Source organism: Janthinobacterium darwini, assembly GCF_051380905.1.
In the GTDB taxonomy this organism is placed as follows: Bacteria; Pseudomonadota; Gammaproteobacteria; order Burkholderiales; family Burkholderiaceae_D; genus Janthinobacterium.
Genome location: NZ_JBNYXX010000003.1, coordinates 491,352 through 506,241 on the forward strand (window position 1 = coordinate 491,352; position 14,890 = coordinate 506,241).

Below are 14,890 nucleotides of genomic sequence, written 5' to 3' on the forward strand. Positions count from 1 at the left end.
TCCGGCGCGCCGGCCTGACTGGCTTTGTTTTACTGATATGAGAGTTAATTATGAATTTCCACCAGTTTTTGCTCGTCTTGTTTGTCCGCAAACGAATCTTGCTATTCACTTTGCTCATCACAGTCGGGGCGACGGTGGTGGTGAGCCTCATGCTGCCCAAGACCTATAAGGGTACGGCGTCCGTGTTGATCAGCTACAAGGGCGTCGATCCAGTGACCGGACTGGCATTGCCTATGCAGTTGTTGCCGGGCTATATGTCGACGCAAATCGACATTATCAGCAGCAAGAACGTGGCGCTGAAGGTCGTCGATCAGCTGCGGCTGGCGGAAAGTCCCGCCGTCATTGCCCAGTTCAATGAGGTGACTGAAGGCCAGGGCACCGTGCGCGACTGGCTGGCGGATCTGTTGCTGTCCAAGCTGGAAATCGTGCCGTCGCGCGAAAGCAGCGTGGTCGATATCAGCTTCAAGGGCAACGACCCGCAGTTTGTCGCGGCCATCGCCAATGCTTTTGCTGATGAGTACCAAAAAACCAGTACTCAGCTGAAAGTCGATCCATTGAAAAAGGTGGCCGTGTATTTCAATGAGCAAACGAAACTGTTGCGTGACAGCCTGGAAGCGGCGCAAAGCCGCTTGTCGAAGTACCAGCAAGAGCACGGTATTGTCAGCGTGGATAACCGCCTCGACGTGGAATCGAACCGCTTGAACGATCTATCCGCTCAATTGGTGGCCGCGCAAGGCCTGTCGATGGAGGCGTCGTCGCGCCAGCGCATGGCCGAAGGCAATGCGGGCTCTGAGTCGCCCGATGTGGCGTCGAACCCGCTGGTCCAGAACTTGAAGCTGAGCCTGGCAACGTCTGAATCGAGGCTTGCCGAGATGGGGCAGCGACTGGGACGCAATCATCCTCAATACGAAAGCCTGCGCGCCGAGGTCGAACGCATGCGCAGCGAACTGGCTGACAGCACGCGCGTGACGTCAAATTCGGTCAGCAAGAACGCCGGCATCATGCAGCAGCGCGAAGGCTCGGTGCGCGCCGCGTTGACGGCACAAAAAAACAAGGTGCTTGAGTTGAACCGTACCCGTGACGAAATGGGCGTGATGCAAAAAGATGTGGAAAGCGCCCAACGCGCCTTCGATATCGCTTCGCAGCGCTTCTCGCAGACCAGTATCGAGGGCAAGTCTGAACAATCCGATATATTCCTGCTCAACCCTGCCGTTGCACCGATCAAGCCTGCTGGCCCAAAGGTCATGTTGAATACGCTGCTGGCCCTGTTCCTGGGCGGCTTGCTCGGTGTGGGCTTTTCCTTGCTGGCGGAAATGCTGGACCGCCGTGTGCGTTCGGAAGCTGACCTGAGCGAATTGTTGCAATTGCCTGTGCTCGGTTCGATCGACTGGAGTGCGCCGACACGTCCGCGCCTGAACCGATTTAAATCGTTGTTGCCGCGCAGTTTGCGTTTTAATTAAGTAATTAAGTATTGGGGATAATATGAATCCAGCATTGCAACCGCTAGTATCTGCGACGCCGCGGACTGCCGACTCAAGCATCGGTGCACTTTTGCTTTCCTTGGGCAAGATCACGCCTGAAAGTGCCGAACGTGTCCTGCGCATGCAAAAGGAGTTGGGCATACGCTTCGGCGAGGCCGCCCAGCGTCTTGGGCTGGTGACTGAGGCGGATATCCAGCAAGTCCTGGCGCGCCAGTTTGATTATCCCTATCTGCAGCAGGGAGAGGGCAAGTATTCCGACAAGCTGATCGCCGCCTACCAGCCTTTCAGCCCGCAGGTGGAAACCTTGCGCGCCATCCGCAGCCAGCTGATGTTGCGCTGGATGGCGCTGGGTCGAAAATCCCTGGTGGTGGTCGGTGTCAATGATGGTGACGGCACCAGCTTGTTTGCTGCCAACCTGGCCGTGGTATTTTCCCAGTTGGGCGAACAGACGCTGCTGGTCGATGCAAACTTGCGTAATCCCAGCCAGCACGAGATTTTCGGCATGGAAGGCCGCCAGGGCTTGTCGGACATCCTGGCCGGTCGGGCCGAACGCGATGTGATTACGCGCATCGAATCGTTTGTCGACCTGTCCGTGCTGGGCGCTGGCACCTTGCCGCCGAATCCGCAGGAACTGTTGAGCCGCCCGGCATTTTCCACTTTGCGCACCGAGCTCGAAGCGACGTATGATGTCGTGCTGTATGACTCTGCGGCATTCTCGCTCGGTTCCGATGCGTTGGCCCTGGCCGCGCGCACCGGTGGCGTACTGCTGGTGGCACGCAAGAATCACACTCCGGTCGCCGACATCAATGCCATGACTGAACAGATGCTGCATAGCGGCGCGCAAGTAATCGGCTCGGTATTGGTAGACTTCTGATGAGTACGAGCACTCGACCTGACCTGGGGAGTAGCCTGCAAGGCCGCGATTTGCTGCTGGAATGGCTGCCTATCGTGGTCGGATTCGCAGTGCTGTATGTGCCATCGTTTTACGGCTTGTTTACCGGCATTTGGATGACCGAGGAACAGGCGCACGGTCCCATTATTCTGCTGCTCGCGTTCTGGCTCATCTGGCGCCAGCGTGAACGGATATTGGCCGTCGCGCAATTTAACCGTGCCCCACTGTTGGGCTGGGTGCTGTTCGTCGCCGGGCTTCTGATTTACATTGTTGGCCGTTCCCAGCAGATTCTTGCCTTCGAGATTGGCTCCTTTGTCATGCTCACGGCTGCCATCCTGGTGCTCAAGCTGGGCGTGGAGGCGCTGCGTGTGGCCTGGTTTCCGTTCTTCTTCATGTTGTTCATGATTCCGCTGCCAAGCTCGGTCGTCAGTGCGCTGACCTTGCCAATGAAGATGGCTGTCTCGTATGTGTGTGAGCATATCCTGTACTGGTTCGGCTATCCGATAGCACGCACTGGCGTGATTTTGCAGATCGGCCAGTATCAGCTTCTGGTAGCCGACGCTTGTGCTGGTCTGCAAACGCTGCTGACGCTGGAAGCGCTTGGCCTGTTCTATCTGAATCTGGTGCGTCATACCTCGGCTATCCGCAATATAGGCCTGGCGATCCTGATTATTCCCATTTCCTTTACCGCAAACGTGATGCGCGTGGTCACATTGACGTTGGTCACTTATTATTTCGGCGATGCCGCAGGACAGGGTTTCCTGCATGGTTTTGCGGGGATGGTGCTATTCATTAGCGCGCTGGTGTTGATTTTGAGCCTGGACTCCTTGCTGCAGTGGCTGGCACGGCTGTGGCACGCCCGAAAGGTGGCTTCATGAAAAAGAGTACGATGATCAGCTGGTCCATGGCGGCCATGATGCTGGTCGGCGCCTTGTGTACCAAAGCGGTCACGCCCACGATGCGCCTGGCCGATACGCGTGCGCGAGTCATCCTTAGTACGGCGATTCCGGCCAAGTTTGGCGATTGGCAGGAAGATACGACCCAGATCGCTGCGGTGATCAACCCCACCACGCTCGCAGAACTCAATAAAATTTATGCCGAAACGTTGTCGCGCACGTATGTGAACTCGCAGGGCGAGCGCATCATGCTGTCGATCGCCTACGGTACCGACCAGCGCGACGATCTGTCCGTGCATTTCCCGGAGGGCTGCTATGGCGGACAGGGTTTTGCGGTAGGCGAGACGACCCAGATATCGTTGCCTACCAAGGCAGGTGCGATATCCGCGTCCCGCATGGTCGCCACACTCAATAGTCGTATTGAGCCGATCACGTATTGGGTCGTCGTTGGCGACCAGGCCGTCCCCACTTTGTGGGCAGTCAAGAAGGCCAAGCTGGCGTATGCCATGCGGGGCCTGATTCCCGACGCGACTCTGATGCGGGTATCGAGTATCGGCGGCGATACAGAAGAGGGTTATCGTTTGCAGCAGGCGTTTGTTGAACAGTTGCTGCAGGCCATGCCGGCGAACTTGCGCCAGCACTTTGCCGGCACCGCGCTGTAGCCGGTGCTCTGACAGCGTTTCACCTTTTGAGCCCGGCGTCCACGCCGTGCATGGAATATATATGAGTTTTTTCCCCCAGAAACTGCGTTTGAACGCCACCCCTGCGCAAGCCGTACGGGCCAGGCCAGGCAAGGCCAAACAGGGCATGCCTGGCCTGAGCGCATTTTTGCTGATTCTTGGAGGATTGGCGACGGCGCTCGTGCTTGGCATGGTTATCGCTCTTGGGGAGATACAGCTGACCGTTGTACTGACCGGCGCGCTGATCTTCATACCGATCCTGCTGCTGGTGAGCACGAAAAAATTGATGCCTATCCTTTTCTTCGCTGTGTTTTTCATCTCAGGCGCTGTCCAGTTTTTTTTCGAGATGCGTTTGGCAACATGGATGGCCAGCGGGCTGAGCGCCCTGTTTTTTGCCCGGGCCATTCTCGAGGTGAGCTTGTCGAACCGCTTGGGGAGCGATCATCTGGGCGCCCACTCCCAGGGCGCGACGCGCGTCATTGTCGCCGTGTGGATATATTTGGCATTTTATGCCTTCAGTATTTTTCTCGGTCACGCCACCACTGGGCAGTTGATTTCCACCCTGCGTTTCTGCTTGCCAATGTTTGGCGTGCTGTTTGCCATGTACTGGTTCGAATGGTCCGACAAACGCTTGCTGCTCTTGTGGTCGATGGTGGTTGTCATTACGTTTATGCAACTTCCGCTGGTCGTATATCAGCATTTTTTCATGATAAGCAACCTGGGCTGGGATAGCGTCGTCGGTTCTTTCGGTGCGAATATGAGTCCGGTACTGGTTCTATTTACCGTCGCCGCCATGCTGTATATGCTGGCGCGCTGGGTACGCGGTATCAGTCCCCTGTGGCAGGTGGTGTTCGTCTTTGTGATTGGCCTGGCGATCATTCTGCTGGGAGAGGTCAAGGCGGTTTTCCTGTGGCTGCCTTTGGGGGTCTTCTGGATCTTGCGTCGCAGGGTCATGAAAAATATCATGGCGTTCATTGTTTTTGTGGCGCTGATGTCGGTGATCAGTTCTGGCATCTTCATGACCTACCACGCCCTGTATTGGGGCGAGGGCACCAAGACTGAAACAACCGAAGACAAGGTGAATACCTTGGGCGCCTATGCGGTCGACCCCAATAACATTAATTACGTCACCGGTGAAGTCAGCCGTGCTGCGACACTGGCGTTTTGGTACAACGATCCCGCACTCACCATTCAGGAGCGCCTGATCGGCTCCGGACCTGGCGCCAGCGCGGTCAGCCCGACTGTTGGACGCGGTGTAGTCGCGGCCCGTTACCGCACCCTGCAGATTGGCTCCACCGGTATGGCGACGCTGCTGTGGGACGTCGGGATACTTGGAACTTTGGCGTACTTATCCATTTTTGTGCTCGGCATTCGCCTGGGCATTCGCTATGTGGCGCGTAGCGGGGAGAGCGCCGAACGCTTGGCAATGGCGGACACGAGTACCGTCATGCTGATGCTATTCGTGAGTACGCTGGTGTATAACCGCACCCTGATAGACGAACCTGCAATGCAATTGGTGTGCTATTTCTGTCTGGGCTGCATCGTGCAGTTTGTCCGTTTTGGCCAGCCTGCGAACCCCGTGGACAAGGCCGCTGAAACCCTGCCTGATAAGGGCAAGAATTTACGCGAAGTCATTGCGTAAATGAGTACCGCAAACAAGGCATTTGGCAATCTGGTCAAAAATAGCTCGATGATGTTCTTGCTGAATGTGGCGGGCGCAGGTGTGAGTGTGCTGACCATACCGGTGATGCTGGCTATTGCGGGCGTGGAGGCGTATGGCCATCTGGTGCTGGTGCAGTCGATTGCCTTGACGGTATTTACCATCTGTGGCTTCCAGTATTGGCAAGGCATGTTGGTAGCGCTGCCGGGCCACAACATCGAGGCCGCATTATTGCGCGGCGCTGTCATCAAAAGCGCCCGCTATGAATTGCTGGCGATGCTGGTCGTGGTGCTGGTGGCCTGCGGCTTGGCCCTCTCGCCATTGCCTCAAGTTAAGGATTTTTCCGGCTTAAATCTGTTGTTGCTGTCCCTGGCGGCAGTCTTTCCCGTGATCGGCACGCACAATGCCTATTTCAGGCTGGTCAATCAATACAATGTGCTGATGTATGCCGGTTTTCTGACCAATCTGTTCAAGCTGATTGTACTGTTTGCCGTGTCGCACTATCACCCCACCTTGTCGAGCATGGTACTGGCGTATACGGTGCCGGAAGTGCTACGTTGCCTGGTCCTGTTCTTCCTGATTTTCCGCAGCAGATGTGGGATCGAAGGAGCACTACCGGAGACTAAGCTGCGTCAGGGGCGCCTGATGGAAGCGGGCAAGTGGAGTACCTTACAGGCAATCTGCGACCTGCCCGTGGCGCAGCTTGATCGTATCATCATTGGTTTCGCCTTACCTGGGGCCAACCTCGGAGTCTTCAGTATTTTAAAGCGCATCTATTCCCTGGTGAATCTGGCCACGGCACCATTTTATTCTGCCTCGATTCCTGCGTTTGCCGAACTCGTTAATGCTGGCGATTTGAGGGCGGCATTCAGCTTGTGGATCAAGACGATGAAGATGTTGTTTTGCGTGACGTCAGTGGCCGGTATCCTGTGTTATGTGAGTCAATTCCTCTGGATGCCGAGACTCTTCCCCGTGCTGCAAGATTATTTGCCGGAATTTACCGTTGTTCTTTTGACCGCTGTCATCGCCGGTACTTTCGTGACCACGCATTCGTTTTACTGGGCGCTCGGGAAATTGCGGGAAACGACGATCATTGCTGTGACGACAAATATATTTTATTTGCTGAAATTGTGGCTGCTGACTGTGTATTTCGGATTATTTGGTGCGGTACTTGCCTTTCTTATCCATGTCATATTTGTAGCCGCTGTCATAATCGTCTTGCTGAAAAAAATTCCCTTGAGGTATAAATGATTCCTAAAGTTATACACTACTGCTGGTTTGGCCGGGGCGAAATGAGTACCTTGCATCGCCGCTGTATCGAATCCTGGAAGAAATATTGTCCAGAATATGAGTTGAAATTATGGAATGAGGATAATGCCGACATCGACAATGATTATTGTCGGGAGGCGATTATTCAAAAGAAGTGGGCCTTCGTTGCAGACTGGGTACGTTTCGATGTGCTGTCCAAGCATGGTGGCATCTACCTTGATACTGACCTGGAGTTGATTACGTCGCTCGATTCCGTGCTGGGTTTGCGTGGTTGCGTGATGGCACGCGAAACGCTCGAGGAGGTGGGCCAGGGCTACGGTGCTGGATTTTTGGCGTGCGAAGCAGGCAATCCTGTGATGGCGACGGCCTGCAGCCTGATTTTACGCGAACTGGTGGCGCGGCGCCTATTCGCTACTTCGCCTATGGTGCTGAAGAGAGCGGTGGAGTTGGATCGCGGCGGGAACAGCACGCAACTTGATCCAGTTACCTTCTACCCGTTTAATCCGTATGATCGTAGCAATCCGCGTAACGCAAAGCAATTGATGTATAGCGACATTACCCCGCAGACTATTGGCATCCATCATTACGGACTGTCGGGATCTTGGTTCAATAGCCGCATCAAGCGGCTGATGTTCAAAATTCTTAAAGGATCAGTGTTGCAGCGCCGTTGGGATATTTCCTTTACACCGTTCGAGAGCGACAGCCGTATCGCCGATGTTGGCTGATGTCCCTGACAATGTTTACGTTTCTGGCAGCGCTAGTATCATGCAGAACGGTGCCATTTCGGGAAAGACGTCGTGAGCACATAACGTTGCGGGTCCTGAGGAAGCATCTGCTATGGCTTGGTGAATAATCACCCTAATCCAGACTGGAAGAGCCTGGCAGTTGACAGGCAAGCGCTCTTCCATCTTTGTGAATCCAGACTTCCCTTGCCAACAATTCCGTCGAGTACGCCAATCTGGCTGAATGTCCTGCGCAGCCTCGGCGGCTCAGGCCCTTGTTGTTGGACATGCCAATGAGCGGCTTCTGATTATGTAGTCACAATCTGCTTGTCAGGGCTGTTGCATATGTGCGGCTCTGATGCTTCTCTAGCCCCTATAAGGCTGTCATCCTGTGATGTCATGAGTGGCTGTCTGATCGGTGCCACGCTTATTGATGCCATGCTAGCAATATGTTACTATTATTGCAAATACCCCATCGACACAGTGACTCAACCATGTATCGTCGTTCTTCCCGCTTTACGGATGATCGCCTTGCTCTAAGTGCTGGCCGTCCATTACAGCGATGGCGCATCTTTGCTGGCCAGCCGTGCACTTTTCTTTCCTGAATGGTGGAGCAGCATGAAGCCGGATTCTATCAGGACATTTGTATGGAATGGTTTTTTTGCAGTCTCATTAATTTTTCATGGCCAAAAATGTTCCAGTGATACATTTTTAATTTTTCAATTTCCTGGCTGCTTATGGTCTTTGGTTGTATTTAGCGCATCTTTCATTGATTTTCTTTATCCTGAGTTTTGATCAGGCATTTGTGCCGCAGCCCGTTCGAATTGATGCGGCAATTCATTGCATGCTGTATTTATTAGCTGTTGTTGCTGCTTCAATTCTGTTGTGGGCAGCAAGTGAATGACATGCGGCGGTGGTGAGGAATTTTTTGTTTGCGAGGCTGATCAATTTACGAATGGCCTGATGGTTGAATGTATATTTGCATTGGATTTTGCCCTGGTGTCAAGTTCTTCACGAAAAACGCCAAGGGTGTTTTGTATTGAATTTCTGCTTGATCGTATCAGGATTTCCAAATGTGGATAAGTTAAATGTCGATATGTTGTGAGGAAAAATGTTACCCATTATAGTTTTCATCTCTCGCGTAAGTATATTCCGGAAATTTTATGCGCGCGTAAAGTCCTTGGTTTGGAAGGTCAAATTTCCAGCATTGGATGTGGTTGCTGATTTTGAGAATATTCTCTTTATCGCCCACCCTGATGACGATGTTATTTTCTTTTATAACTATATCAAGGAACATAAGCCGTTTGTAGTATGCCTGACCAATGGCGATAATTTGGCGCGCCGCACGGAGTTTATTTTTGCAATGAGAGCATTTGGAGTAAAGGGCATCATTCATGATTTTAAAGATGTTTTTAATGAGTCCTTGCCGGAATCCGAATTGGAATATGTAATCTCTCACTATTTGTCGTTGAAGACCTGGCGTACCGTTGCTACGCATAATGCTGAAGGTGAATACGGACATAGCCACCACATGCAAATTTCGCACTGCGTCAGGAAGTTAGTTGATTTCTCATCTTCAGTTCTGTTGATGCCGCCCGTCTTGAAAGAGTTGGAAACGCCAAAATTTCTCGCAAAAAATATCAATGCGAAAATAAGTTTTCTGGAAGAATTTTATGCGACGCAAGCCCATGGCATATTAAATTGCGGGCCTGTTTATCGCCGTTGGGTGGATTTCGAAGGCCTGGTGCGGCAATGGCCTATTTGTGATATTAAGCAAGATGTGCAAGTTGGACAACGCTGATGAAGAATTATAGCGGGAAATGCCACGATGATGGAGCTGCAGATTAATTTGCCACTATTCACCGTGTGCCTCAGTCTCAGACGATTGCAATATCCTCACATCTCGCCTTCGGCCATGCGGAAATGTATTCAACCTTGAATATTCTGGTTGAACCCAAGGTCTTGTTTTTTAAATATTCAAAGATGCTGCAATTGAATGGCGGGAATTGTTCCATAGTTTATGGGGGCGGTATGGCACTGCGTTTTGTGCTGTATCTGCTGGCGATTGATATATGTCAGCTCTGTGGGGGGCGGCAGTCGTATGCAACACCTTTAGTTTTTTTGCATTTGAAAAATTGATAAATTTTCCTGCGGGTATCTGAATTATATTTTAACAATAGATTGAAATTAAATCATTGTTTCAGTGGAGTTATTCAGGTTTTCAGTAATGAAATTTGATGAATTATGAGAAATATTTCCAGTATGAATATTGTTTTCAGGTTCATTAATTTGCTTGAAATGTTATGTTTTTTGCAGCTTGAATGATTGTATTTATATATTGTAATTGGTGTGCTTGGAGAAGATTTTTTTTGGGCTTTATTATTGGTTTTATGGCTGTTTGTTGACTTCTGGTAACGCAATTTCTTTATATCAGGTGTATAGTTGTGAAAAGGAAGTACGAGGAGTGATATTTAAGTACAGTGCATAAGAATGAAACACTGTATTTTTTATACGGCAGCCCGGCAAGCTTGATGAGGTTGCTGTGTCACTCCCGCTTATGTCCGATTATTCTACTGCTGGAGCCAATAATGATTCACAAGAAGTCTTTTTTTTCCGTCGGTCTTGCGTTGACGATGAGTGTATGTTCCGGGCCGGGCAGGGCAGACTGGGCAGAATCGACAGATTTATCCGTCGTGCGACCAGCGCCTGCGGATCGCCAGATACAAGCGCAGAACCCGCCAGCCTTTGCGTGGTCGCGCTATCCCAGTGCAACCAAGCCTCCCTCTTACACGCTGGAAGTGCAAAAAAATGGCGCGACGGTCGCAACGTTTACGTCGACCAGTAACGTTTACTTGCCTTCAAAGGCTTTTGCTGCCGGTGAGTACACCTGGCGGGTGCGGCCCAGCACCAAGGTTGACTGGTCGACGCCGCGCAGCTTTACGATCGACAGTTCGTCGCAGTTGTTTGAAGTGCCGGAAGCGGGGACGATCAAGGCCAGGATTCTGGCGCATGCGCGTCCGCGCCAGCAGGCCAGCACTTTTCTGCCTAGGTCCAAATGGACGCAAGCCATGATTACAGCGCGTGGCCCGGCCCTGACTCGGCTGAGTTCGTACGTGAGCAGCCAGATTGTTGGCCAGCAATACGCGTTGGCAGCTCCCTCGGATGCAAAATGGCCGTTGACCTCGACCATGCCGTCGGCGACGCGGACTTTATACATTAACCAAATTTCACAGTCTGTGGGCGATATCAGCAATCAGGCGCTTGGTGCGGCGGTGCTGTATCGGATCACAGGCGAGTCGAAGTATCTGCAGGAAGCGCTGACCCGAGGCGACCAACTGGCGGCGCTCAGTCCCGCTGGCATGACGAGCTATGTCAATCACGATATCGGATCGAACACCATTACAATGGCATTGGCGAAGACTGCGGATTTGCTGTTCGCCGAATTGGCGAAGGATGGCGCACGCAAGGCCCGCTGGATGGCGTCGATCAATGCGCGCTTTGGAGCGCTGTACGCCGATCTTTCCAGCGACGATGGTCGTCTCGACTACCAGCCGTATGATTCCCACGGTACGGAGGCACGAGGTTTTCTGGCTCTGGTCTCGACCTTGACGATGGGTGATATCCCTGCTGCTGATAAATGGTTCGATTTCTCCTTCCGTCCCTATGTTAATTCCATCAGTGTCTGGAGCGGCCCGGAAGGCGGCTTTTCCAATGGCACTGCCTACGGCATGTACAGCGCGGACAATATGTTGCAAATGTGGCAGCCGATGGCCGAAATCACAGGCGTGAATATCTTCGATAAACCCTGGGCTGCCGGATTTTCACGCTACCTGATGCAGTTCGTGCCGCCAGGAGCGCCCGGCCATGTGTTTGGCGATGCGCACGAGGAGGATATGTATAACTTTGTGCTGAAAGGTTTTTCGTCGCGCATCAAGTCGGCCAATGCCGCATGGTATGCCAAGAATATACCAGGCGACGAAGATGATTTGACATTGTTGCAAGCGCCATACCCGCTGCCGGTCCAGACGGTTACCGACGCGCCGCTTCCTCCAGCAAATGCCGCCTTGTATCCGAGTATCGGCTGGGTCGCCATGCACAGCAATTTGTCCGACCTCAAGCGCACCTCGGTGTATTTCAAGTCCAGTCCCTACGGTTCCTATAATCATAGCCACGGGGACCAGAATTCGATTGTGATCGATAGCGGTGGACGCCGTTTGTTGATTGAATCGGGTTACCAGGACTATTTCTATTCGCCGCTGGGTCTGTCATGGTATCGCCAGACCAAGGCTAAAAACGCCATCACTTTCAATAATGGCGTTGGGCAAATCATCGATCAAAATACGCAGAATCTGGCCATGAATGGCAAGATCACGGCGTTTTCCACGACGCCAACACTGGACTATGCCGCCGGCGATGCGACGCCTGCCTATGGTGGCGCACTGAGTTCGGCCGTGCGCAAGGTATGGTATGTGCGCGGACAGGATGCGGTGGTCGTGGTCGACAAGCTGAGCGCGCCGACGGCGCTGTCGTTTGAATGGAATCTGCATGCGGGTGGGCCGATTCTCAAGGAGAGTTCGACTGCTGTGAAGATTAGCAAAGTCGACCGCACGCTGTGTATCAGCTCCCTGGGCACTGAAAGTAATGGCTATCAAGTCCGCTCAGGGCCGCCGCCAAAGCAGGGGACGACGGAAGACCATGGGGCATTCGTCAAGTCGGTGAAGGCGAAGTCTGCCGAATTTATCGTATTGCTTGACGTGGGATGCAAGCGCCCGAAGACGACGCTTACGTCGACACAGACGGGCAGGGTTCTGAAGGTGGGAGCGCAGACGATCACGATACCGAACTAAAGAAGTGACGTTCACACAGGCACTGTCATGCAGTGCCTGGCTTGATTAGCCTGCGGCGTGCCGCAGGCTTTTTTCAATCTGACAACAGAAACCGCTCGATTTCTTCCCCCGGCTGCTGCTATGCTCGGGTGCTGCTTGGCCTGGCGAATCTGGTTGCTGAGCTTGGTCCTGAAATCAGCGTCTTGCAAGGCACGCAGCAGCGCGCTGTGCATGGCGCAGGCGTCGCTGCGTGGGACAAATCCTCCGTTATCGCGACTCAGGGTGGCTACGATCGCCTCATCGCGTGTCGCAATCAGCGCTCTACGTTGCGCAGCACGCGCAGAAGCACGCTTTGGCCGCAGGCCTCCCCTTGACTCTTGAAGTGCATGGCAAGGATCCGACTGTGCGCCAGCAGTGCTTCAAATTTTCCTTCAGCAATATCCCGGTGCACCATGGCATGGGGTAACTGCAGCATCAATCTGCTTGTACGCTGAGGCGACGATGCGGTTTGGCGCATCGATATCGCGCGTCGCCCTCAATCACAGTGCATCGTCGCGATTGGAATAGCCGCCGCTGACAATAAAGCCATCACCGCCTATGTCCGCCGCATCTGCCCGGCCATCGGGCGCCTGGCGCCACCGAAGGAAATGCACGGCTGTCGTATCCATGCCGACGTCGTCGAGCAGATTGCGGGCTTCGCCTTGAGAAAAGGCGATAAACCCCATGGGTAGCGTCGCCATTGCCCGGCCCGGTTGCAATACGGCGCAGCCCGCTGCCCATGGATGAAGCTAGCCATGACCAGTAACTTCTTGGGACGAGGCAACATTCTGAAGCGTATCATGGCAAGTATTGGCAGCGATTGCCAGCCGACCACCAGGATGCGGTCGCTGGGCGTCCAGGGGCCGCACGCTCGCAGCAATGGTGGGGAGAACATGGACTTCAGAATGCATTTCTTGCTATGTATCCCTGCAGCGGCGTTTGCCGGCCCAACGATGCTCACTTGCGCTGGCGCAAATGATTGACTCCATCGCGATAGTTGCCAGCTTGCGACAACAAAATATGCATCATCGACGCCTCGCCAAAAAAATGCAATTATCACATTAACTACATCCCGAGCGACATATGCACGTAAAAAGATGTTATCAAGATAATTTTTTGCCGAATGGTGATATATTCTGCAAGTTTTTTCCGTCGTAGTGAGCCGTATTCGGCCTCTATTTGCATTTTTCGGCTATTTTTCTGATCGACTATGTTCCTAAAAATTCTGCAGTTCGTGCCCGAGACCTTGCCCACTTTCCGCGCCGATGTCAGCGTGTTGTTTGGCAAGTATCTGCCCCGCCACCAAGTACTGTGCGATGTGGTCGGCAAGGCGTCTCCCGATGCCCCCGACCTGCAAGGCTTCCGCTCGGTGCGTCGACCAGCTTACCAGCGTAGCCGGGTGCGTCGTGAGCTGGCCTATTTGTGGCTGAGCCTGAAAGCCTTGCTGGAAGCGAAACGGGGAGAGTGTGATGCCATCCAGGTGCGCGATATGGTACCGCTGGGCTGGCTGGCCATGCTGATCGCCCGACGCAAGGGCATTCCCTTCTATTATTGGGTGTCGTACCTGATGAGCGAAGGGCGCATTGAGCGGGCGCAGGAACAATTGCAGCGCGGCGCAGGCTGGCGTAGCCGGCTGGTGCTATGGAAGGGGCAGCTGGAGCAGGCCTTGTTGTACAAGGTGGTCTTGCCGCGCGCGCAACACGTTTTCGTGCAAAGTGACGCCATGCTGGCGGTGCTGCAGGCGAAGGGTATTGCAGGACAGCGCATGACAGCGGTGCCGATGGGCGTTGATATGGAGCTGCTCGGCAAGTCCCAGCCTCAGCCGCTCCGGCCGGAAGGCTGGGAGGATGTGCCGCTGATTGCCTATCTCGGTACGCTGGACAAGTCGCGCCAGCTGGAACGGGTGATCGACGCGCTGGCGATCATGCGCGCAACTTCGCCGACGGCTTGCCTGCTGTTGATAGGCAATTCGCCGACGCCACACGATGAAGTCATGCTGCTCGAGTATGTGCGTCAATTAGGACTGGCCGAGGCCGTGCGTATCACGGGCTGGCTGCCATCGGCGCAGGCGTGGGAATTGCTGGTTGCCGCCGATGCAGCCGTGTCATTCATCCCCCGCGGGCCGCTGTACGACGTCAGTTCGCCCACCAAGCTGCTCGAGTACCTGGCGCTTGGCATGCCAGCCGTGGGGAATGACACGCCAGACCAAGTACATGTACTGCAAAGTAGCGGCGCCGGCTGGCTGACCGCCAGCGACCCCGCTGCGCTGGCGCAGGCATTGAACGAAATCCTGGGCGATCCTGCTGCCGCGCGCAAACGCGCCGCCACGGGGCCAGCGTTTATCGAAGCGCAGCGCAGCTACCGCGAACTGGCTGCCATGCTGGCCAAGCGCTACCGTACCTTGTTGTCCGCGCTTCCCTGACGG

General features: G+C 53.8%; 12 protein-coding genes. 10 read left to right on the plus strand and 2 right to left on the minus strand.

What is annotated here, in order from left to right; translation table 11 throughout:
- The first annotated feature begins 50 nt into the window (after positions 1–50).
- The 9 genes from epsF to ACQ4WZ_RS20720 all read left to right on the plus strand — a co-directional run bounded on the left by epsF (position 51) and on the right by ACQ4WZ_RS20720 (position 12,447).
- Positions 51–1,460 (plus strand): chain length determinant protein EpsF, encoded by a 1,410-nt coding sequence (epsF, locus tag ACQ4WZ_RS20680; protein WP_101484352.1) that lies wholly within the window; start codon positions 51–53, stop codon positions 1,458–1,460.
- Positions 1,461–1,482: 22 nt separating this feature from the next.
- Positions 1,483–2,355, plus strand: coding sequence for a chain length determinant protein tyrosine kinase EpsG (epsG, locus tag ACQ4WZ_RS20685; protein ID WP_101484353.1), 873 nt, complete (start codon positions 1,483–1,485; stop codon positions 2,353–2,355).
- Entirely contained in the window at positions 2,355–3,251 is an 897-nt protein-coding gene (gene xrtB, locus ACQ4WZ_RS20690) for an exosortase B (RefSeq protein ID WP_101484354.1), read from the plus strand. The genes epsG and xrtB overlap by 1 nt, the downstream gene beginning before the upstream one ends.
- A gap of 11 nt (positions 3,252–3,262) precedes the next feature.
- Complete coding sequence (epsI, locus tag ACQ4WZ_RS20695; RefSeq protein WP_436574392.1) at positions 3,263–3,931, plus strand: exosortase-associated protein EpsI, B-type; 669 nt, start codon at positions 3,263–3,265, stop codon at positions 3,929–3,931.
- Between the two features lie 61 nt (positions 3,932–3,992).
- Entirely contained in the window at positions 3,993–5,591 is a 1,599-nt protein-coding gene (locus ACQ4WZ_RS20700; RefSeq protein ID WP_436574393.1) for a hypothetical protein, read from the plus strand.
- Positions 5,592–6,860, plus strand: a complete 1,269-nt coding sequence (locus ACQ4WZ_RS20705; RefSeq protein ID WP_436574394.1) for a lipopolysaccharide biosynthesis protein — start codon at positions 5,592–5,594, stop codon at positions 6,858–6,860.
- The gene (locus tag ACQ4WZ_RS20710) at positions 6,857–7,603 is read left to right on the plus strand and encodes a glycosyltransferase family 32 protein (protein WP_436574395.1); all 747 of its coding nucleotides are present in this window, start codon (positions 6,857–6,859) and stop codon (positions 7,601–7,603) included. The genes ACQ4WZ_RS20705 and ACQ4WZ_RS20710 overlap by 4 nt, the downstream gene beginning before the upstream one ends.
- A gap of 1,108 nt (positions 7,604–8,711) precedes the next feature.
- On the plus strand, positions 8,712–9,401 hold the full coding sequence (locus ACQ4WZ_RS20715; protein WP_101484359.1) for a PIG-L family deacetylase: 690 nt from the start codon (positions 8,712–8,714) through the stop codon (positions 9,399–9,401).
- 787 nt (positions 9,402–10,188) lie between these two features.
- On the plus strand, positions 10,189–12,447 hold the full coding sequence (locus ACQ4WZ_RS20720) for a DUF4962 domain-containing protein (protein ID WP_243858402.1): 2,259 nt from the start codon (positions 10,189–10,191) through the stop codon (positions 12,445–12,447).
- Positions 12,448–12,739: 292 nt separating this feature from the next.
- On the opposite strand, the gene ACQ4WZ_RS20725 is transcribed toward ACQ4WZ_RS20720, so the two are convergent.
- Positions 12,740–12,901, minus strand: a complete 162-nt coding sequence (locus ACQ4WZ_RS20725; protein WP_436574396.1) for a hypothetical protein — start codon at positions 12,899–12,901, stop codon at positions 12,740–12,742.
- Between the two features lie 64 nt (positions 12,902–12,965).
- Positions 12,966–13,151 (minus strand): hypothetical protein, encoded by a 186-nt coding sequence (locus ACQ4WZ_RS20730; protein ID WP_436574397.1) that lies wholly within the window; start codon positions 13,149–13,151, stop codon positions 12,966–12,968.
- Positions 13,152–13,675: 524 nt separating this feature from the next.
- Here ACQ4WZ_RS20730 and ACQ4WZ_RS20735 point away from each other — a divergent pair.
- Positions 13,676–14,887 carry a glycosyltransferase family 4 protein gene (locus ACQ4WZ_RS20735; protein ID WP_436574398.1) on the plus strand — a complete coding sequence of 404 codons (1,212 nt, stop codon included), beginning with the start codon at positions 13,676–13,678 and terminating at the stop codon, positions 14,885–14,887.
- The last annotated feature ends 3 nt before the right edge of the window (positions 14,888–14,890 follow it).